This window comes from Deinococcus sp. QL22, assembly GCF_023370075.1.
Lineage (GTDB): Bacteria > Deinococcota > Deinococci > Deinococcales > Deinococcaceae > Deinococcus.
Window position 1 is genome coordinate 258,615 of the sequence record NZ_CP097152.1, and the last position, 19,785, is coordinate 278,399.

18 protein-coding genes and 4 pseudogenes are annotated in these 19,785 nt (G+C 59.8%); 12 read left to right on the forward strand and 10 right to left on the reverse strand.

Annotated features, from left to right (window positions below):
- Window positions 1–228: 228 nt before the first annotated feature.
- The 3 genes and pseudogenes from M1R55_RS23410 to M1R55_RS23420 form a co-directional block, all read right to left on the reverse strand.
- Window positions 229–666 (reverse strand): MarR family winged helix-turn-helix transcriptional regulator, encoded by a 438-nt coding sequence (locus M1R55_RS23410; RefSeq protein WP_249395788.1) that lies wholly within the window; start codon window positions 664–666, stop codon window positions 229–231.
- Entirely contained in the window at window positions 659–1,171 is a 513-nt protein-coding gene (locus M1R55_RS23415) for an ATP-binding protein (RefSeq protein WP_249395789.1), read from the reverse strand. Before M1R55_RS23415 ends, M1R55_RS23410 begins: the two co-directional genes overlap by 8 nt.
- A 313-nt stretch (window positions 1,172–1,484) precedes the next feature.
- A pseudogene (locus tag M1R55_RS23420) lies at window positions 1,485–1,805 on the reverse strand (hypothetical protein); the annotation flags it as partial.
- Between the two features lie 620 nt (window positions 1,806–2,425).
- On the opposite strand from M1R55_RS23420, the gene M1R55_RS23425 reads away from it, so the two are divergent.
- Window positions 2,426–3,427, forward strand: coding sequence for an IS110 family transposase (locus M1R55_RS23425; RefSeq protein WP_249395604.1), 1,002 nt, complete (start codon window positions 2,426–2,428; stop codon window positions 3,425–3,427).
- 110 nt (window positions 3,428–3,537) lie between these two features.
- Here the strand turns inward: M1R55_RS23425 and M1R55_RS23430 are convergent.
- Window positions 3,538–4,241, reverse strand: a pseudogene (locus M1R55_RS23430) (IS6 family transposase).
- A 696-nt stretch (window positions 4,242–4,937) separates the two neighbouring features.
- On the opposite strand from M1R55_RS23430, the gene M1R55_RS23435 reads away from it, so the two are divergent.
- Window positions 4,938–5,129 (forward strand): hypothetical protein, encoded by a 192-nt coding sequence (locus M1R55_RS23435; protein WP_249395790.1) that lies wholly within the window; start codon window positions 4,938–4,940, stop codon window positions 5,127–5,129.
- Window positions 5,130–5,203: 74 nt separating this feature from the next.
- Here M1R55_RS23435 and M1R55_RS23440 read toward each other — a convergent pair whose 3' ends face one another.
- The 3 genes from M1R55_RS23440 to M1R55_RS23450 form a co-directional block, all read right to left on the reverse strand.
- Window positions 5,204–5,773 (reverse strand): hypothetical protein, encoded by a 570-nt coding sequence (locus M1R55_RS23440; protein ID WP_249395791.1) that lies wholly within the window; start codon window positions 5,771–5,773, stop codon window positions 5,204–5,206.
- A 668-nt stretch (window positions 5,774–6,441) separates the two neighbouring features.
- Entirely contained in the window at window positions 6,442–7,479 is a 1,038-nt protein-coding gene (locus M1R55_RS23445) for a chemotaxis protein CheB (protein ID WP_249395792.1), read from the reverse strand.
- A gap of 57 nt (window positions 7,480–7,536) precedes the next feature.
- Entirely contained in the window at window positions 7,537–8,736 is a 1,200-nt protein-coding gene (locus M1R55_RS23450; protein ID WP_256566061.1) for an ATP-binding protein, read from the reverse strand.
- Between the two features lie 288 nt (window positions 8,737–9,024).
- Here M1R55_RS23450 and M1R55_RS23455 point away from each other — a divergent pair, with 288 nt between their 5' ends.
- The 6 genes from M1R55_RS23455 to M1R55_RS23480 all read left to right on the forward strand — a co-directional run bounded on the left by M1R55_RS23455 (window position 9,025) and on the right by M1R55_RS23480 (window position 13,247).
- Window positions 9,025–9,483: a hypothetical protein gene (locus M1R55_RS23455; RefSeq protein WP_249395793.1), complete on the forward strand. Its 459-nt coding sequence runs from the start codon at window positions 9,025–9,027 to the stop codon at window positions 9,481–9,483.
- Complete coding sequence (locus M1R55_RS23460; protein ID WP_249395794.1) at window positions 9,483–9,710, forward strand: hypothetical protein; 228 nt, start codon at window positions 9,483–9,485, stop codon at window positions 9,708–9,710. The genes M1R55_RS23455 and M1R55_RS23460 overlap by 1 nt, the downstream gene beginning before the upstream one ends.
- Window positions 9,700–10,134 (forward strand): hypothetical protein, encoded by a 435-nt coding sequence (locus M1R55_RS23465; protein WP_249391324.1) that lies wholly within the window; start codon window positions 9,700–9,702, stop codon window positions 10,132–10,134. The genes M1R55_RS23460 and M1R55_RS23465 overlap by 11 nt, the downstream gene beginning before the upstream one ends.
- Window positions 10,135–10,900: 766 nt before the next feature.
- Window positions 10,901–11,116, forward strand: a complete 216-nt coding sequence (locus tag M1R55_RS23470; RefSeq protein ID WP_249395795.1) for a hypothetical protein — start codon at window positions 10,901–10,903, stop codon at window positions 11,114–11,116.
- A 47-nt stretch (window positions 11,117–11,163) separates the two neighbouring features.
- Complete coding sequence (locus M1R55_RS23475) at window positions 11,164–12,024, forward strand: hypothetical protein (RefSeq protein ID WP_249395796.1); 861 nt, start codon at window positions 11,164–11,166, stop codon at window positions 12,022–12,024.
- 803 nt (window positions 12,025–12,827) lie between these two features.
- On the forward strand, window positions 12,828–13,247 hold the full coding sequence (locus M1R55_RS23480) for a hypothetical protein (protein ID WP_249395327.1): 420 nt from the start codon (window positions 12,828–12,830) through the stop codon (window positions 13,245–13,247).
- A 256-nt stretch (window positions 13,248–13,503) separates the two neighbouring features.
- On the opposite strand, the pseudogene M1R55_RS23485 reads toward M1R55_RS23480, so the two are convergent.
- A pseudogene (locus tag M1R55_RS23485) lies at window positions 13,504–14,418 on the reverse strand (IS630 family transposase).
- Between the two features lie 282 nt (window positions 14,419–14,700).
- On the opposite strand from M1R55_RS23485, the gene M1R55_RS23490 reads away from it, so the two are divergent.
- Window positions 14,701–14,865 carry a hypothetical protein gene (locus M1R55_RS23490; RefSeq protein WP_249395328.1) on the forward strand — a complete coding sequence of 55 codons (165 nt, stop codon included), beginning with the start codon at window positions 14,701–14,703 and terminating at the stop codon, window positions 14,863–14,865.
- Between the two features lie 693 nt (window positions 14,866–15,558).
- Here M1R55_RS23490 and M1R55_RS23495 read toward each other — a convergent pair.
- On the reverse strand, window positions 15,559–16,650 hold the full coding sequence (locus M1R55_RS23495; protein ID WP_249395809.1) for a diguanylate cyclase: 1,092 nt from the start codon (window positions 16,648–16,650) through the stop codon (window positions 15,559–15,561).
- Window positions 16,651–17,034: 384 nt separating this feature from the next.
- Here M1R55_RS23495 and M1R55_RS23500 point away from each other — a divergent pair, with 384 nt between their 5' ends.
- Entirely contained in the window at window positions 17,035–17,358 is a 324-nt protein-coding gene (locus M1R55_RS23500; protein ID WP_371827309.1) for a zinc-binding dehydrogenase, read from the forward strand.
- A gap of 5 nt (window positions 17,359–17,363) precedes the next feature.
- Window positions 17,364–17,525 (forward strand): hypothetical protein, encoded by a 162-nt coding sequence (locus M1R55_RS23505; RefSeq protein WP_249395330.1) that lies wholly within the window; start codon window positions 17,364–17,366, stop codon window positions 17,523–17,525.
- A gap of 348 nt (window positions 17,526–17,873) precedes the next feature.
- Here M1R55_RS23505 and M1R55_RS23510 read toward each other — a convergent pair whose 3' ends face one another.
- On the reverse strand, window positions 17,874–19,040 hold the full coding sequence (locus M1R55_RS23510; RefSeq protein WP_371827280.1) for a branched-chain amino acid aminotransferase: 1,167 nt from the start codon (window positions 19,038–19,040) through the stop codon (window positions 17,874–17,876).
- Between M1R55_RS23510 and M1R55_RS23515 the strand changes: the two are divergent.
- A pseudogene (locus M1R55_RS23515) lies at window positions 19,036–19,436 on the forward strand (HAD-IC family P-type ATPase); the annotation flags it as partial. The gene M1R55_RS23510 and the pseudogene M1R55_RS23515 overlap by 5 nt on opposite strands.
- Window positions 19,437–19,785 lie beyond the last annotated feature (349 nt).

Genomic DNA, 19,785 nt, shown 5'->3' on the forward strand with positions numbered 1-19,785 from the left:
GCTCAGCAAGCCGGACAGGTGGTGGAATCGTCGATGCTTTGAAGTGCCTATCTTACAAAACTGGCCCAGCGTTTCTGCCGCGAGGGTGGTCACGCGTCGGCACAAGCGACCCCCAGTACTGGAATTCAGCCGCTCTCGTGGTGTGATTGCGGTGGGGAGAGGTGATTCGGCCCAGCTTGAGGTTGGAAACGTGCTGGCGGTTGGAGTAAAAATATGGGTTGCCGCTGCTTACTTCAAAGAATCAAGGAGCGCGGAGAGCGCCCGGAGTTGCGTCGCAGGCACGTGCCCGATGAGGTCCTCGCTGATATGGGCTGCAGAGGAGAGGGCATGGCTGAGCAGTTCACTGCCCGTGGGGGTGAGGGCGACGTAACTGATGCGTGCGTCGCGGATGTCTGGCAGGCGCGTGATCAGGCCAATCTTTTCCAGAGGGAGGAGCAGCCGCGTCACCCCCGAGGCGGTCAACCCCAGCTGCGTGGCCAGATCGCTGCGGCGCACCTTGCCCTGAGGCACTTGAGCCACGAAGTAGAGGACAGTGAAGTCGTTCAGACTGAGCCCGTGCAAGGCGCTGAGACGGTGATCGATGTGACGGGTGAGGACGGCGGTCGCCCGGTTTAGGTTGAGGCAGAATTGAAGGGTGTCACGTCCGACCGGATCAGGCTCAGACATGTGCTCCTGCTCCATGAAGTGCTTCGGCTAATTCTGACGCGGTTGGTGGCTGGTATACCCGTTCCATCATGTCGAACATGGCTGGGGTGACGGTCAGGGCGAATGTTTCGCCTTGGATCTCGTTGCGGTGGAGCACACGTGAGCGGCGGAGATCGGCTGGCGCGTCAATCAGGTGAAATGTCGGTGTCGCGCCGCATTGTACGGCCAACTGCCGGGCACGCTCGCGGTCATCGGTGGTCAAGAACCCGAGGTCGAGGATGACGGAGATATGGACGGTCACGAGTTGCTGAACCATAGTCCAAATCTGAGTATGGCAGCGGGCAACGCGCGCCATGACCCAGCTCAGGTCAAGTGGTTGAGGCAGATCCGAGCCGTAGAGGGTGACCATCCACTCATCCATGGAGAACCGCACCCCCTGGGTCTGGGTGGTCAATGTCCGTGCGTGGGTGGTTTTGCCGGCGCCTTGAGGACCGTAGATAACGTGCACAATGGGGAGGGGCTTCATCTGGACTCCTGTTCAATCTCATTGATATGTATTTGATAGATCAAATATATATCAACCTTAAGCTTGATCGCCTGTGGTGTCCAGCCCATGGGCCATTGTGCCTATATCCTGCTCTGCGATAGTCCTCGGAAGCTGCCTTCAATCAGGTGGTGTAGATGTTCAAACACCACTTGAAATTCTGCGATCTCAGCACCTGATGGTCTTCCGAGCTACCCGTACTCCCGGTGATTGAAGTCCCCTTGGCTGATCAAGAGCCCGAGCCGTATGGGCGTGTGATGACTTCTAAACCATGCCCAGCAGCATCCTTGAACTACACGCCGCGTCCACCGTGGTGGGTATTCATCTGCCCAGGTTGCGTGCCCTGTGGATCTAACCCATGTTCGAGGCCAGTCGCCTGTATTCGCGTGTAACTCTGGTCGAAGGTGTCGTCGTCCACGAGAAACGCAACGCGCTGCATTTGAATCTCCTCCACCCTGGGCTCTGCACACTGGAGATGCACACCCTCGGTGAGGCTCACGCTGGTCAAAGGCCCCCAAGAGGTCGGTTCGGGCAAGCCGAACAGGTGCGCGAAGAAGGACGCAGAGGCCTGCCGGTCACGGGCGGCGAGGAGGACATGATTGAATTGAACGCTCATTCGAGCCACTCCTGGCGTGGCATCACCCTGTCTCAAGCAGCCGGACATCAGCGCACAACGCTCTTCCTGAGCCTACTGGGTGTGCGCCTGCAGCGCAAGTTTGGCCCTAGACACAGCTCGAGGCTCCAAATTGACCGCAACGAGTCACGTGCCTGATTCAGGAGCAAGCGGCACCAGCGGCTGAAATACGCGACCTTGTGCAGGGGTGGGAGGATCGCGACCCCGATGAGATCAACATCGCTTCTCATCGGGGAAGTGGATGCGCTTCGGTGGAGTGTGAGGCAGGGTTCAGCGACTGAGCAAGGGGACAGCGACCTTGAGGGTTAGAAAAGTGAGGTCGGGACGGCCCAGAGCACCGTCCCTTTCGCATTTTCCGCCGCTCAGGTCAACCCCTTATGTAGTACGTCTGGGTCCATTCCTGATCAGAATGGAGATTGCCAGGCCAGTCCGAGCCGCCAAGTCCGCGTCAACCCCAGGTCCAGCAAGACCGTCGAATAGTCCGGACCGGCTCGGGCGCTCTTCTCGAAAACTGAACGCTATCCAAGGCCACCAAGCCTGCACCATAAGAGCCAGTGCCGAGAGAGTCCGACCTGCTCCACCCCTTTCTCCAGGAGGTTGTTATGTTTGCCCTCGGCCTGGACATCGGAAAAGACTCTCTCTACGCACATTTACGGCTCAACGACGACCTGGAACAGTCACTCCCTAACCTCCCGAACACGCCCACTGGATTCAAGGGCCTGCTGCAGTGGGCCCAACACCACGGTGTGACGCCAACGGAGCTGCACGTGGTGATGGAGGCCACCGGCGTGTACTGGGAGCAGTGCGCGAACGTCCTGTTCAGTGCGGGCTGTACCGTCAGCGTGGTGAATCCCACCAGCATCAAATACTTCGCCCGCGCCACACTCAAACGGGGCAAGACCGACCGCATGGACGCAGCGGTCATTGCCCTGTATGGCGCCATGATGCGGCCGAAACCTTGGTCACCGCCCAGTACAGCGCTGCAGGAACTCAAGCAACTCGTCCGTGAACGCACGGCGTTGTGCGAAGCGCTGACACAGGATCAGAACCGATTGCACGCCTTAGAACGCCGGCAGCATGAAAGCCAGATCGTCGTGGCGTTGCTGAACACGCGCATTGCCCTGCTGAAGCAACAGATCTTGGAGCTCGAAACGGCCATCCGCAGCCTCATCCACGCGAATGACGCGTTGCGTGAGCCCTTTGAGTTGCTGACCAGCGTTCCTGGATTCGGCTTGCTCACGGCAGCATCGGTGTTGGCAGAAACGGAGGGTTTTGCGGTGTTGGAAACCGGCAAGCAAAGATCAGCTCATGCTGGCATTGCTCCCTCTCCGTTTCAGTCGGGTACGAGTGTGAAAGGCCGAGGGCGCATTTCAAAAACGGGCAATGCTCACCTGAGGCGTTCGGCGTACCTTGCGGCCTGGAGTGTCACGCGAAACAAAGGGCACCTGGGTGACTTCTATCGTCGTCTGCGAGCCAATGGAAAGCCACCCAAGGTGGCTTTGATCGCGCTTGGGCATAAATTGTTACGGACAGGACTGGCCGTCGTGAGATCAGGGCAGCCATTGGGCGAAACGTACGTGAAACCAGCTTCACACCAGGTGTGAAGTGGTTCGGCGAACGGGCGACCACTGTAGACAACCTCCAAAAACTACGCTATCTATTCCCGGTAACTTAATATTGAGCAAGCCAAATCTACCCAGTGGCGATCTGAAGTTCAGACCGCTGGATCAACGGCGTGTTGCCAAGCCAGGTGGGCCTTGGACTGATTCGTTCTTCCATTGAGCGCGGGGACAGTGGTGCGGGTGGAGAGTTGAAATGCGGGCATGTCGGGCCAAGAATTCCCGCGCTCGTCGAGGTTTCCTGAAGCCCAACTGACTTCGCTCCTGATCCCGGGGAGGCCGATGGGATTGCCAGGTCAAGGTATGGCAGCGCGCCGTTGAGATGACTTGGATGTGCTCCACAGCGTGGAGCACGGGAACTTCTCGAATGGCCGCCCCGTAGCTCCAGCGCTTGTCGGTATGAATGACGTCTGGGACATCGTAGTGGACGAATAGACATTCTTTGAATGTCTTCGCGGCCTGGGTGTACCGGTGGCGCTGCAACAGGATGTCGAGCACCGCGCCGGATTCTAGGGCGGCCCGCCACACCCCGTGTCTCTTGCCACCCATCTCGGTGCACACCTCGTCCAAGAACCACCGGGAACCCCGGCAGGGTTCCCGGTGGCGGAGCTCCTCGGTGAGGAGCGGCGCGAACTTGATCTTCGACTGGCGGAGGGTGTCGTGACTGACGATCGTGCCGCGCTGGTGCAGCAATTCTTGGACATCGCGCTCGCTCAGAGGAAAGCCGGTGGGAGAGCCAAAGGGCGTGCCGGATGATACTGAGCGGAAAACGGTGTCGGTAGGGCTTGCGGTCGGTCACGGACGGACAGCCTACTGCGGTTAAGCTGCCAGAACCCTGCCGGATGCTTCTGCACCGAGTACGCCCCTGCGGGTGGTTTCGCTGGAGTGCAGCACAGACCGTCGTACCGAGTTGGGAAAGTCTAGTCAGGGCCACGCCCTCCACCCTTGTGGGTCACTCTGCCAGCGCCTGAAGCCGACTGGTGTGCCTGCAGAGCGAACGCTCCTGGGAGCGCGTGCCCACTGCCGTGAGGGGCGTTCCACCACCGATTTACCGCCGTAGGTCGTATGACGTGGTATTCGGCGGCAACCTGCGTCCAGCAGGCTCTTCCACCATCGCTTGATCGGGAGTTTGAGGGATTATCGAGCATCCACCTGTGCGCTCGCGCTGCTTCCGGAACCCTGACCGGAATTCCTGAGGGCACAGTTGCTCGGTGAGCTTTGGGCATAGGTGGATACGTCTTCAGGCAAGGGGACTCGGCGGTTGGCCCATCAAACATTTTCAGGCAGCTGAGAGACAACCAGACCGCCTGTCCGGCAATGATCGCCGCAGAGGAGGAACAGAACCCGGTGTCCCTGACTGACCGGACAACCTGGCTGCAGTGCGTCTAGGCCACCTGCCCTGCTGCAGTCAGACTGCTGACAGAAGAGACACGTATGCTTTAGAGAACTTAAAGAAGACTTTCATGTGTTACCCATGAAGTTTGAGGGAGTGCTTATGGATGATCAGACGGCAGGCCTAAAATCCATTCCTTTCGATGTCAACGATCTGATCCGCGGTGACGACGGCGAGTTCTATCATCTTCCGACTCTGCGCGCCCTGAATGCCGCTGGACGACTGTCGCCGGACAGCATTGGCTACCTCCTCCTGCTTGAACGCAGTTGCGAGCGCACCCGCCTGATAGCCTGACCTCTTTCCGGCCGGTTCCAGTCAATTCTGGAGTCGGTGAGGGCTTGCCAGGATGCCGGCTGTCCTCACCGCCTTCAGCGGCCTTTAAACTCGGTCACGCCCTTGTTCATCTCCAGCTTGCCACTGGCGTGCAGCAGTGGACTGCGTTCTGTGCCGAAGCTGGAATAACGCCCCAGATGACTGATCTTCGCTTCCGCGCCGGTCAGGTCTACGGCGAACAAGGCCACCCAGAACGAGAAGTGGTTGCGTCCGAGGACTGGTGTGCGCACTTCCTGTCCCAGGTCATCTTTAAACACGGCTACCGGCCGGTACCCCGCAAATGATCCGACGCCGTTTTCCACGGCGCTGCACGCTGCAAACACGACATGTGCGACCTCTTCCGGACGGTGAATGACCGCCGTCTCCTTCCCGGCTGTTGTGCTGTCCGCCGAGAGGGTGATGTAGGGCGCGGCTCTGCAAGCGCCCTGGTTGCGGTAGCACACCTTGCCGGTCGTGCTGTCTTTCAGCACATAACGGAGTCTATCGATGCACCTTGCTAGCTCACGCTGGACGAAGCCGTCGCCGTCCTGTGGGCCGAGGGCCACCCGGAGACGATCCTCGTGCAAAGTGACGGCGGCAGCGACTTCACGAGCGAGGTCTTTCAACAGGGCTGCTTGAAGTACGGCCTCTGGGTGCGCTCCAAAGTGTCCCAGCCAGGCGGCACCGGAATCCTGGAAAGACTCAACAAAACCTACAAATATCAATTCGCTTTCCGTCACGACTGGAAGTCCATGGCGGAGGTTCGAGGCGCCATGCCAGACGTTTATCACTGATACAACCACCAACGCCGTCACTCGGCGCCTGGCTACGCCACGCCTTGGTCGACACTCACCTCATCGGCGAACGCTCGCAACGCCGCTTGAAGAATCTCTTGGAGCACTACCCTCCTGACGTGCTGCCCGAAAGTGTACTCGCCGCGTTCCCGACGAAATTCGTTGAGCAGCCTGTCACGTCAACCGCGGACAGAAGCTACGGGAGCTCAGAGCTCCCGCATGGTAGGTTGGCCAAAATTTAGCCGTTCGCCAGGTAAAGCCTTGGAAACAGAATCACCCAGAGGTAAACAGAATTTTTCATCTTCTCATTGGCAGCCGGTTCCGTCTTGGATGGCGATGACCTCACCAGCTGCAATTGGACGATGTGCCTGGCTCGGCGGGATTCGGCGCCGTGACAGTGTGTCTCCATTGTCCGTCAAGTAAACCGCGCGGCCTCAGTTGCAGCCGGCCTCTGCGGACAGTCAAGACAGTCCTGCTCGGCAGCGAAAACCTCTGCTCCGTCATTCGGAAGTGGGGCGCTCTACCTCCTCGCCGCTCAGGATCCTGCTGTCCCGCGCCAACCTGCGGATGCTCTGAGTGCTGGCCTCTACCTCGCGCGCGCTGGCCCGCAACGCTTCTGCGCCTTGAGCGTCCCCCTGATGCTGGCGTTGCTCACTCAGCATTCCCAGTAGGATGACCGCCTCTTCCAAAGTTCTCAGTACGGTGTAGGCTTTCTCCTCAATGGATCCACTGACGTGTGACAACAGGCTGTTCGCCGTATAGGCGTGCCCGGTATGACACCGGAAGCGCGTCACCGTTCCCTCCTTGAGCTCCATCAACGTGCCCCCGCAGTCCGGACAGGTCACCAGCGACGGCGGGCCCAGATGGGTGACCCCCTGGCTCAGGGCGTGGCGTTCACCCGCGATGCTCACTTCGATTTCCAGGCGGCGTTGCTCTTCAGGGCTCATTGAGGATTGACCCGGGTTCCTGAGCAGGTTCTGTACCAGTGTGGTCAGCAAGGCCCCCATCTCATCCAGGGGCACCCTGTGGTCGACGTTGACGGCTCCGAGCGCACTCCGCGGCATCGAGCCGTACTCAGCATCGTCCGGATCCTGAACCACCGTCAGGCCACCCGCCTGCTTGATCGCATGAAGGCCGGAGGTGCCGTCGTCCAGATTCCCGGTCAGCACCACGCCGATCGTCCTGGTTCCGGCGCTCAGGGCCGCCGAGCGGAACAAGGGATCGATCGCTGGTCGGGAACGGTTTTCCTTGGGTCCCCTGGTCAGCGCCACGGTCTGTTTCTTCACCAGCAGATGATGGTCTGGGGGGGCGACGTAGATCAGTCCAGGATGAAGCGACTGACCGTCCCGGGGATGGATGGCGTGCAGTGATCCAGCGGAGCTCAGGATTCTCGGCAGCATGCTGGGGTAGGCCGGTGACGTGTGCTGCACCACCAGAACTGCGGCTGGAAAGTCACCGGGCAGCTGCGCGCAGAGCTTCATCAGGGCGGAGACCCCGCCCGATGAAGCCCCAATGACCACGAGGGGAAAATCAATCATGGGTGACCATCCTTAGAGCGAACAAAATCCATAACGGTGAGGAAAGTCACGTGAGGTTTACTCACGAATCACCGGGGACTTCGGCCAGGCTAACCAGAAGGTGGCGCCCTGATCGACTTTGCCTTCTGCCCAGACGCGGCCCCCGAAGCGTTGAGCGGATCGGCGTACGGTGACCAGACCCACCCCGGTACCTTCATAGACCTTGGACGAATGCAGGCGCCCAAACAACTGGAACAACTGGTTCCTCTGGCGCATGTTGAAGCCGCTGCCGTTGTCCTCGACGCCAATGTGGTACTCAGAGTCGAATTCCCGCACCAGGACATGAATTCGGGCCAAGTCCTTCTCTTTGGTATACTTCAGCGCGTTCGCGATGTACTCGTCGAAGATCAGATAGAGCGCCTGAGTGTCGCCCTGCACAGTGGGTAACGCATCACTGGTGATCTGAATCTGCCGCTCGGCCAGCAACGGTTGAGCATTCTTGCGGATTTCCCGGAACACGCTGTTCAAGTCCACATATCGCAACCGGACGCGCATGGAGCGCATTCGCATGTACCGCTCCGTCGAGGCCATGAGGGCAATCACCTGCTGAACGGCCCGCTCTGTGTTCAGGAGTGGCTGCTTGACCTCATCTGAGGCGTCGCCGAGGGTGCGGCGTGTCAGGCCCAGGAAATTCATGGCCCGGGTGAGCGGCGGGTGAAGTTGTTGAATGAAGACCGTGACGACTTGTTCCAGCTCCTGATTCAACTCCCGAATCCGGGTACTGTGGGCTTGAGCCTCCTGCTGATGGGACTCCGCGTCATTGAGCAGGTGAGTATGCGCGGCTTTGTAAGCCGTGATGTCAGTGATGACCAGGCGGAAGCGTTGGAATTCCCCCGCGGCCTTCTCGGCGTTCAGATCCAGCAGCACCTCGAACACCGTGCCGTCCACATGAAGCAGTTGAACTTCACCGCGGTGACTGAGTCCCTGCTGCGACGCCTGACTGAGCAGCTGATCCAACGACCCCTGGGAAGTAGGCATCAGGAATTGGCCGAAGTGCTTCCCCAGGAGGACTTCGCGGGCGCGTCCAAGCAGTGAGGCGCCAGCAAGATTGACGTCCTGGATGCGGCCTTGTGAGTTCAGTAACAGGTAGGGAGCAGGCGCTTCGCTGAAAAGCGTGCTTCCTTGTTGCTGCCTATCCTGAAGCTGTGCTTCAAGCTCTTCAACAACGCGTTGAAGAGCTTGCTCCTGGGGATCAGGGTGAGGTTGCTCTTGGGACATAGGAATTAAGCCACCTTTTTCGCTTGAGTGTTCAGAAACGCCCTCAGAGTTCAAGTGACGTGTTTCCAGTGTGGCTGCTCACTTCAAATGAGGCAAGCTCATCTTCGGGAAGAGACAAGTGACCGCGAAAAGAGGTGGTCAGGGGAGACCAGGCGCTGAGGCTGATGGCCTGACACAATTTATGAGAAAGCGTCCCCGGTAGGGGACACTTTCTGTTTGTGAAGACCGAAAATGCCGGGGACGCCCCCGACTGTACCAAGCGATCCTGCCCCACCTCCACCCCGCCCTGTGGAACGACGTCCGCAACGCCCGTACGCTGGCCTGGATGGTCAGCGGCTTGTGCTGTCCCAGAGCGTTTCCATTCCCTCCTGGCTGCCGCACATCCACTCCCAGGCCACGGTCGCCCAGAGCACCGAACGTCGCTGCCGACGGTGGCTGGAGAATCCAGCCATCGCCCTGGCAGTGTGTATGGCCCCTGATTACCCGAGCCTTGCGGGATTGGGGCCCGCATTCCTGACGCTGGCGCTGGACACCAGCATCCTGTTCGGACGCTTCTGTCTGATCCGGGTGGCCGTCCTCTACCGGGGACGCGCGGTACCGCTCGTCTCCGTCCTAGAGCATGCCAGTGCTCAGGTCGGCACCGAACAACTCCTGCCTGTCCTCGCCGAGGTCAAAGGCCTGCTGGATTTTCTTGGGCTGCACGATGTTCGACTCCTGGCGGATCGGGGTTTTGCGACACGGCCTTGATGGGCTGGCTCCGCGTCTGCGGATGGCACTTCCGCATCCGCATCAAATCGAGCCTGATTCTGGCCGCTCCAGACGGGCAACGGGTCTGCACCATCGGAAATCAAACTCGCAGCGCGCGAAACGCGCTGCTTCCTAACGTCACGATCACCGGACACCGATTTGGGCCGGTGCATGTGCTCTGGGCCGTCCACGGACGGCCCAGAGCAGTGGCAGGTGGTGAGCGATGAACCCACCAGTCGTGCAACGTTTGCTGAGTACGGCGAGCGCTTCCAAATAGAGGAAGGATTCTTGGATGATAAGAGTGGCCTCTTCGGTCTGGAGGACTCCAAACTGCGTGATGCCGCCAGCCTCGAACGCCTGATCCTGGTGATCTCTGTGGCCACGCTCCTGCTCGTCTCCGAAGGACTCCAGCTCGTGCAGCAGGGTGTGCGCAGAACCATTGATCCCCATTGGAACCGCGCCCTGAGCTATTTGAAACTTGGTTTACGCGGCGTCCACTTCGCGCTGAGCCGGGGGCAGGCAGTACTCAACCGCCTGACGCTCCAAGGAGGCGCCGATCCGGCGCCTCCCGGACGTCGCAAGAAATCGCATGTCAGTTCTGTGGACGCTTTAGAAGGCGGCTGGGTGCTCAGATTTCGCTCTCCCTCATAAATTGTGTCAGGCCGTCAGGGCGCTGAGGTCAATGCGGCCAACCGTTGCTTCACGCCATCCAGTTTTCGGGGAGCCCTCCGGCTGCGGAAAGCCGGCCAATGGCCTGAAGAGAGGGGTGGTCTAGAGGAGCAAGGGTCAGTCCAGATCACGGATGAGTTGAAGAGCGGGGGCTGATGGTTGCGGCGTCCATGATGAACTGAAGCTTTTCGAAAAAGGTGTCTGGAGTCCACCTGGCAGTGGTTCACTGATGGATGTCGTCCGAGATCCCTGTACCGGGGAGTGGAGCAGAGCTGGCCGAGCGTATAGAGCGATTTCGACTGTTGAACTTAGACCTTCAAGCACGGCTGATTGAAGTGGCTTCACGGTGGATGGAGGTTGAGGCCATACAGGCGGAGCGACGATGGAGGCGAGAGCAACAGGCCAAGAAATAAGCGCTCTGCCGTGATCAGTGGGCTTATAAGTGGCCGCCTGAAAGACAGGTTGAGCACCTCAGAGGGCTCACGCACCAGACAGGGCCGAAGTCAAACCAGAACCTCTGCGCGTTCCCCGCAGCGAACAAAAAGAAAGTCGATTGAGGTTCGACAGTAGCGCACGCCGTCAACAGAGGCCAAGGGTGCTCAGAGGCCAGACAAGTTCGTTGGGAGCAGACACTAAACCCTGCAAATCAGCACAAGGCCCATTCACTCCGTGTCAGGGGACGCGAGGGGGTCATCAAGAAGTGGGCAAGTCTGACGCACCCCATAGGGTTCTAGGCCAAGGCATAAAGGTGCTGGGCCGCGATAGCAATGGGGTCTGGGTCGAGTTCGAGGGCGTCCCCCTGCAGCTCACCTCCTGCGTTGACCGCTACGTCGCCTGGAGTGCCGGGGCGTTCTCTCAGTCTCACCAGCTGGTGGAAATTTGGGAAGACGAGGTGGGCCATGTGATCCGGCTCAGCAAACCCCTGCAGCTGGACGCCCCATGGGATGCCCAAGCCTGGATTTGACTCCCAGCCGCGCGTTCTTGCTGGAGAGCAACCCCTTACACTGGGGTATGACCTCTCCCACAGACCATAACCTGCCGAGTGACCCCGATTCCCGAGCGGAACGTATGGCGTCCTCAGCGGCTCGGGAGCACGTCGGCGAAGCCGGCTTTATTCAGCAAGATGTGCTGGAGCACATCATCAACGCGGGCCGGGAACAACTGGTGGTTGTCCAAGCCTTGCGGCGCGTGGTGGCTGCCACCTTGGAGCAGGTGCGGGCCACGCCCCTGGCCGAGATCGGCTCCGTGGCCGCCGTGCACTTGGCCACCCTGGAAGGCATCGTCGCGTCTGGCCGCACGCAGATTCAGACGGCCCATGAGCTGCGGCTGACCATCCAGCAGACCTTGATCCAAGTCCGAGAAACCCCCTTGGAACATGTCAGTGCCCACCTGCTCACCAGCCTCAGCGAGGCCGTGCATGAGCAGGCCCGCAATCTGGAAGAGATTATCGCGGCAGCCTTGGGGCAGGCCAGTTCCTTGACCCAGATTGCCGAACTGGAGCGGATGGGGGCCGAAGCCGTGGAGCGGTTCCGGCAAGCCGAGCATCGCCAGGGGGAACGCGAACTGGCCCATCTGGAACGTCAAGCCGCTGAAACTCTAGAGCAGATCCGCACCCTAGAACAAGATGGCCACACCCACGCCCATCAGAAGCAGTTGTTGGCAAACGCGGCCGAAGAGGCCGAAGTGCACCTTGCCCAGTTGGAACATACCGAGGCCCGAGACCGGGCCGAGATCAGTCGCCTGGAACAGCAACAAGACGCCACCAGCGCCCAGCGGCTGATCTTAGAAACAGCGGCGGAAGAGACGCAGGACACTCTGCAGGCCCTCCAAGCCGCGTCAGCCTCCCAGACGCCAGAGACTGACGCGACATAGCGTGCATCCAACGACACACCTTCCACCCCGAAGGGCTCACTTACCTATAGGGACTCCGTTGACTCTTGAGCTAAAGGATGTCCAGCACGCAAGCACAGCCACCATCTGAATGGCCAAGAACCAGGTGCAGGGTACTCCCTTCCCAGAAGTCAACGGAGTCCCACTAGGCGTGACCGCCTGGGGACTGAACCTCAATCCCGGAAGAGCGTCTAGGAGCAACGACACCCCACCATAGATTCTGCGTCAGGGCAGTTCGAACGCTGCTCCTGCCCTAATGTAGAAAAACTGCCGGATCTTATCCTCCCCTCAAGGCCAAGCGTGCGCCCAGGATGCCTGGCTGAATCAGTCCCTATTGGCATACAGAGCGGCACATGGTTCCTTCGAGGCAATCCTGAGGCCGTGGATCCAGATACGATGCCAGACGGCGCAGGAGCGCAGCAAGTCGCAACTGGATGCCGGGTCGGCTCCCCTGTGCCAGAAAAGTTAGCCGGTCACGCTCCACTTCTTTGAAAAAAACTTCTTCCCGCACTTTGACTTCGTCCTCGTGAGATTGCATCTTGAACCTCCTGCTGCCCAGCCTAGGCAGCAAGCTTTACCATGGGAAACGATTCGCTTCTGGTCGAATCCATAGCCTGAAACATGAGCGTGCGAGCTGTAAGGAGAACCATGGGTGTGATCCATCTGCCATTTACAGCCACCGATCTGGTCAAGACGCGCTTTGCTTTCGGTCACCTCTGGGAAGCAGTCGTGAGCTACCGAGCCCTACAAAATCTAGGTCAGTTCACCAAGTCTATACTCACCTCATGAAACGCGGCACCCTCCTGATGGCCCTGTGCCTCCTGACCTCGGCACTGGCCGGGACAGGGACCACCTCCACCCTGACCGGCATCACCCTTGCTCCTGGAGCCACACGACTCTCTGCACCGGCCACCACAGGCCTTCATGGATACCTGACCCTCCTCGCCAGAGATCAGAAAAGTAGGTGCACCGCTCACGAAGTCTTCGACTGGAATGAAGAAACTCGCGCCGCAATGATCGGGAACGCCCTGAAAACCGGGTTGACCAGCAAAAAACTGACCTATAAGGAAACAGACGTCGATGAAGACGATACGGCAGTAGTACGGGAGTTCCTGTTGACGGGCACCGGTGTTCGCTTTGTGGGCCTCTGGATTACCGACACAGGAGGCAGCATCCTGGCATGGTGCACACTCAAATCCTATTGATAACGTCATAAGTTTCAGAACACCCTTCTAAAGACGCGGGTCTACAAAGAAAAGGACACCGTCTATCTCATAGCTTGCTGAGCGGTTTCAATTGTGGACGTTATCAAACGTAGGGGGTTGAGTCTGGGAAACCGTGCGATGAATACGTCGGTCTTCTTATCCTTACCTGGTGTGGTTGGCGTTCTTCATCCTCAGAACCATAGCTCTCAACCGTTATCGGGCAGCAAGTCAACGGACTATCACTATTGATTCCTGCCTAATTAAGCAACGCCTCTGGGCCATGGAGGAGGCGGTCAGGGAGGCGAATGTACCGGACTCGCTGCCATGCTTGGACGAGGCGAGCTTTGAGTTGGGGCAGGTGTCGCGGGCAGAAATTGCCCAGCATGTGCCGTTTGACGTAGGCCCAAGCAAGGTAGGAGTCAGTGCCGGTGCATCGGGCGGGAAATACTCCACTGTCAGTCGTGTTTCACCTTCCACGAAGGCGCCCAGCGCCTTCGTTTTATGGATGCGGGCGTTATCGAAGAGCAGGGTGACTTGGCCCGGGACGTGGCAAAGCACGTGCTGAACGAAAGCAAGCACCTGTGGCCCCCGGATCGCGCCGGGATGAGTCTGCTGCAACACTTGTCCTCTGGTGGTGATCGCCCCGATGGTGGAGCGTTTGTGCCAGCTGGTCTTGGCGGTCAAGATGGGCGTTTGACCGCAGGGCGCCCACGTGCGGGTCACCGCGGGCTTCAGACTGAAGCCCACTTCATCGGCGAAGACCAGCGTTTCCCCGGCCTCGATCTTTTTTTCCAACTCGGGGACGCGCACGTTCACCCCAGTCTCTACGGCGTCTTCTGAGCGTTCCATCGCCCGTCTATCCGGTTTCTGTGGGGAGAATCCCCACAGATGTACAAGCGACCGACATGATCAACGTCGTACCAGACGTTGATCCGAAGCCCAATCACCTCGCGGACTCGGGGACACGTCCAACGCTCATCCGGGAACCGAGTTGGATCTGGCCCCGCCTGGAGCAGCTCCATGAGCGTAGCGATCTGGTCATCCGTGAGCCGCCGTGGTGGGCCGGGTGCAGGGGTCGCCAAGCCCGCACCGTACTCGGACTGACCCCACTCATCTCCGCAATCTGAGCGGCATTGAGTTCTCCAGCCTCCATGAGCGGCTGAGCGAACAGGCGACGCTCCTCTCACTGTGCCCGTGTCCACTGGGATGGCTGCCAAATCAGCGACATGTCTCAAATTTAACTCGGCGTTGTTCAGCTGTACAGGGATCAATAACTGGCCTTCAGAGCAGATTCTCGGCTCGTGTCAGAGCGGCGTGGAGTGTGGCATCCGCCCCCGCAGAGGCAACTGCTTGCCTTGCTCGTAGACGGCAAGGCAGCCTTTAGCTCGAGCAGCCGTGCGGATGCAGGCAGCCGTTTTCTGCTCGGCTGTGGTTCAGCGGGCCCTGGAGGCAGTTGGAGCCGCCAGTTAACCTGGAGGGGCACGGCGTCTGCTCGTCGGTACAGGCCGCTGAGGTGTTCGCGGTCAGCCGTCCGGAGCTTGAACAGGGCGGCCACGGCTTGACCGTTGGCGGGTTGAAGACCTTCGAGTTTCAAGGCGTCAATGGTGGCAAGGTCTGAAGGGTCGGTCTGGTGGGAGGTCGGGATCTTGTCTTTGGGCATGAAGGGACTTTTCCGCCGGCTCCAGCGCGAGCTCAGCCGGCACACAGTGTCCCTCATGGGACAGGGGGCAGGCGGATGCTTTGGACAGAGGGGGCTGATCACGCTGAAGCACCCGGTGTTTGGCCACCCTGTACCTTGCCCAAAGCAACCCAGACAACAGCTGTTCTTGTTTCTGCTGCCAGAGGGAAGGCTCCTGCAAATGCAGGTGTCAGAAGTGCTGATGGAGAACGGCGCCAGGCCCGCCGCGGCCGAAACCAGCTTGGTCTTAAACGGTAGCTTGAGCCTCCGCTGTTCCCCGCACAAGCCTTCCCTTTTGCAGCACTCGGCCAGGCATGAATCACTTTATCGCCTCGATCGCCCAAAACCCCCGTTCGGGACTTGAACTCTGGCTCAGACGTCATTTCTACGAACAGTTCCCGAGGAGGTGGGCAGGCGAGATCAACGGTCGTTCTTTCAATCTGACCCAGAACTCCAGTCCGTTAGGGCCAGTTGAACTCGCTTCATAGCGGCAAAGCAGGCCAAAAGGGACGCGGATTGCTCACGCTGCCAACTTTGACCCCGACGACACCCTTTCCTGAACAGATGTTTTCGGAGGGCACTGGGGTATGGACCCGTTGAGGCGGAAAGTCATCCCGGGAACCCACGGCTGTGCTAGACCTTCACCCGCTCCCGAACCTGGTCTCCGACCATCCGGTTGCGTCCGGTGCTTTTGGCTAAGTACAACCGCTCATCGGCCTGGCGGAGTACACCCCGTTTTTCGCCCTCCACCTTCACCCAACCGCCCGATACCGTGATGGTCTCGCCCCACAGTCCGGCCCGCTCCGCCACCTGTTGCTCCACTTGAACCCGGAGCCGGTTGGCCACCTCCGCTACGCTGTCCGGGTCACAAGGTGTCAAGACCACGGCAAACTCCTCGCCCCCCAACCGGTAGATGCCGTCGAGAGGCCGCAGGTGGTCACGCAGCACCTGCACCGTTTGAATCAGGACTTGATCCCCCAACTCATGGCCATAGGTGTCATTGATCCGTTTGAACAGATCTAAATCCAGCAGGAGCAGAAAAGCGGGTTGGTGAATCTGGGGGTAATCGTCATCGAAGCGCCGCCGATTGAAGCTTCCCGTCAGAGCATCGAGGTAGGCCAAGCTTTCGAGCCGCTCGACCCGGGTGAGGGACTGCAGGCGGCTGCGAATCACCAAGTGGGCGACCACCAGACCCAGCGCACTCAGACCACCGAAGGTGAGATACACCGCGAGGGCGTCAATCAACGGTTGTTGGGTCACTTGGAAGGCCAGAAACGTGGTGAGATTCGCGCAGCCGAAAATCCCTACGGGCACCCACCACCGCTGATGCAAGCTGAACCCGCTGGGCTGGGGGGTCAACCGGAGCCACCCGCTCCGGTGGGCTGCCAGGAGGGCCACCAGCACGAGATTGAGCACACCCACCCATGCCGTCGGGCCACCCCGGGCCAGACGGTAGAGGGCAATCGGCAAGGCGACAAGCACGCCCGCAAGAAGGCCGTAGCGCCGGGCGGCCAAGGCCACCAAGACGGTACGAAAGTCAAAGAGCAGCCCCGGGCCGATCTGCACGCTGTTGAAGAGCAGGAGCAGGGCGACCGTGACCGTGGTGGCGTAACGAACAGCCAGGCGTGCCCAAGAGTCGCGCAGGCTGGCTTGCCGGTAGGTGAGGCTAATGGCGAACGCGCCCGCGACCAGCAACGCAAAATTAAGCAGCAGGTCGTTTAACATTGGCGCCACGGTCGCATCCCCTGGTATAGCTTGAGCCATATGACCCACCCCTGACTTCCATGAAGATGAGGGCCACAGGATCGACAGAGAGCGTTTATAGGATCAGCAACACGTCCGATTCAGTGAGACACAGCGAACAAACGTCCCAGAGCCAGACCACGTCCTTCTTCTGCGGGTTCACGGAGATGAGGCGGGATGGAATCTTCCCTTTGCATGACCTAGGTACGGCCCCGTCGTCCTGCAGGCCCAGCCTCCTGATGGGATTCCAGAGGTTGCCTGGGCGCTGAGGCGTATCACGGTAGGCTGCCCCATGCCCGACCACTTCAGTTCGCTCAGCGAAGGTCTGCAAAGTGTGACCGAAGCGCTCGCGGCCACGCGCGCCTGCTGAAGTGCTTCAGATCGTCTTGCACCCCGCCCTTCAGGCCCTGGACGCCGGCGCACACCTTCCGGGCCGATGAGATGGACGTGGTGGCCGAAATCAACGCGGCGGTTCCGGGCGGGGTGGATTTCTCTTCGGACTGCGTGGGTCGCCCGGCAATCCTGCGGCAGGCGTTCGAGGGACTGAAAGTAATGGATACGTGCGGTCTGCTTGGCGTTCCTCCGTACGGCACTGAAGTAAGCGTGCCCATGCAAGCGCTGCTGAGCGGACGCCGAATGGTGGGCATCATTGAGGGGACAGCGACCCTCAGACCTTCATTCCCCAGATGATCGAGATGAACCGAGCTGGCCAGTTCCCGTTTGACCGCCTGATCCAGCCGTATACGCTGCAACAGATCAATGAAGCCGCACACGACATGCACAGTGGCAAAACCATCAAACCGATCCTGCGCATGCCTGCCGGGGAACAGCCTGGGCGCTCTCAAGTCAACAGGTAAGGTGGGCAACGTGCCAGCCGCCGCCACATCAAGAAAAAGCCCAAGAGAAATACCCCCAGACGAATCCAGGGGCGGCGCCACGCGGTTTAAAAAGCATTAGGGGAGGGAGGGGAGCCCAGTGGGTCGATCCTACGGGGCGGACAGCTCTTGGCGGCCTGCAGAACCCAAGACTTTTTTTATACCAGCCATCCTGGGCCTCTTCATAACGGCCGTCGAGAACGCCGGCCTCCCCAGCTCTGCACCCTGCCCTCCACTCCAAGGATCAATCTGGCGTGCTTTCGCACCTATTGTCGAGAACTCACTCTTGTTCACCCTAGAAAGAGAGATACCCCTGCCACACGTGCGGTGTTACTTCACTTTGACAATCCAACCTTCCGGAGCAGGCCGGTCTCCATACTGAATCCCCGTCAGTTCGTCATACAATGCCCGGATGACCGGCCCGACTTCCGTTTCGCTGTAAAACACATGGAACCGCTCTCCATGCTGAATGCCGCCAATCGGGGTAATGACAGCCGCCGTTCCACACGCGCCCGCTTCGCTGTAGCTGCCTAGCTCGTCAATCAACACGTCTCCTTGCTCCACCTCTAGTCCCAGCCGATCGCGGGCGATGTCGAGCAGCGAAAATTTGGTGATGCTCTCCAGAATGGACGGTGAGCTGGGCGTCACCAAGCGCCGTCCATCTTTGGTAATGGCAATGAAATTCGCTGCCCCCACCTCCTCGATTTTCGTATGCGTGGCAGGATCGAGATAGATGCAGTCTGCAAAGTGCTGGTTTTTGGCCTCTTGCCCCGGCAGCAGGCTGGCCGCGTAGTTGCCGCCGACTTTTGCGGCCCCCGTGCCGTTCGGTGCGGCGCGGTCATACGAGGACACCATAAAGTTGGCGGGCGTCAATCCCCCCTTGAAGTACGACCCCACAGGAGTGCAGAACACCGAGAACCGGAACTCTGACGCACTCCGCACGCCGATATTGTCGCCGACACCAATCAGGTAGGGCCGCAGGTACAGCGCCCCACCCGAGCCATACGGAGGCACGAACCGTTCATTGGCGAGCACCACCCTACGGCATGCCTCAATAAACATCTCTGCGGGCACGGGCGGCATCAAGAGCCGGGCGCAACTGCGCTGCATCCGGGCGGCATTCTGATCGGGTCGGAACAGGTTGATGGAACCGTCCTGACACCGGTAGGCTTTGAGGCCTTCGAAACACTGCTGCCCGTAGTGCAGGGCCGTGCTGCCCTCGCTGAGGTGCACCAGGTTGTCTTCGGTCAGGGCGCCCTCATCCCAGGCGCCAGCTTGCCAGGACGAGACGTAGCGCAGGTCGGTCTTGATGTACTGGAAGCCGAGGTTGTGCCAGTCGAGGTCAAGTTGGGTCACCTCCCCATTCTGCGTGATTGGACGGCCCACCGGATCGGAAAAGCTTCGAAGTGGGTCAGGATCGGGGAAGGATGAAGTTGCAGAGGCGTTGCCGCTGGGCAACTGCGCCTCCTTCCACAGGGCACGTCTGGATCTCGGCATGGTTGCCCTCTCCGGCCGCATCCGGGCGTCCGCAGCTCAGGTGGTCAGCGCCCTGCACGCCCTGAATATCCAGACCGTGATGTTGACCAGGGACAACGCCCACACTGCCGCCCCCTTGGCCCGGCACCTCGGGATCGACACGGTGATCGCGAACGTCTTGCCGGAAGACAAAGCCGCTCAGGTTCGGACCTTGCAGAGTCAAGGCCGTCAGGTGGTGATGGCGTCAATGACGCGCCTGCCTTGGCACAGGCTGAAGTGGGCATCGCCATCGGCGCGGGAACCGATGTGGCCGTCCAAACCGCCGACGTCATCCTGATGAGCAGCGATCCCGTTATCGTCGCGTCCGCCATTCCCTTTGCCGCGGGAGCCTTGTATCCGGCCTACGGCATCCTGCTGCTGGGCCGGATGAACGCACCGGTTGGGCAAGAAGTACGGCGGATATGAGGGTGGGCTGAGCCACCACCTGACTTGACAACGCTCGTCCGTTAGCTGTTGGAAGCATTACGGCACCCCTTGGTAGCGGCGGACATGGATTCATCTGTGAGAGCCAATCTTCTGTGCCCTTGCCCCAAACGCCGAATTCTGACTTCTGTGCTCAATGAATTCTGTCCTGCAAAAATTTCGGCCTCGAGGCTCGACATCCAACGGGCCTTGGCCAGTCATTCCCTGCATCCACCGGAGGGTTTCTAGAGGATTCGGCACCGATCAATTCAGCTTTGCCGGATAGGTGACCAGTTACAGCCGG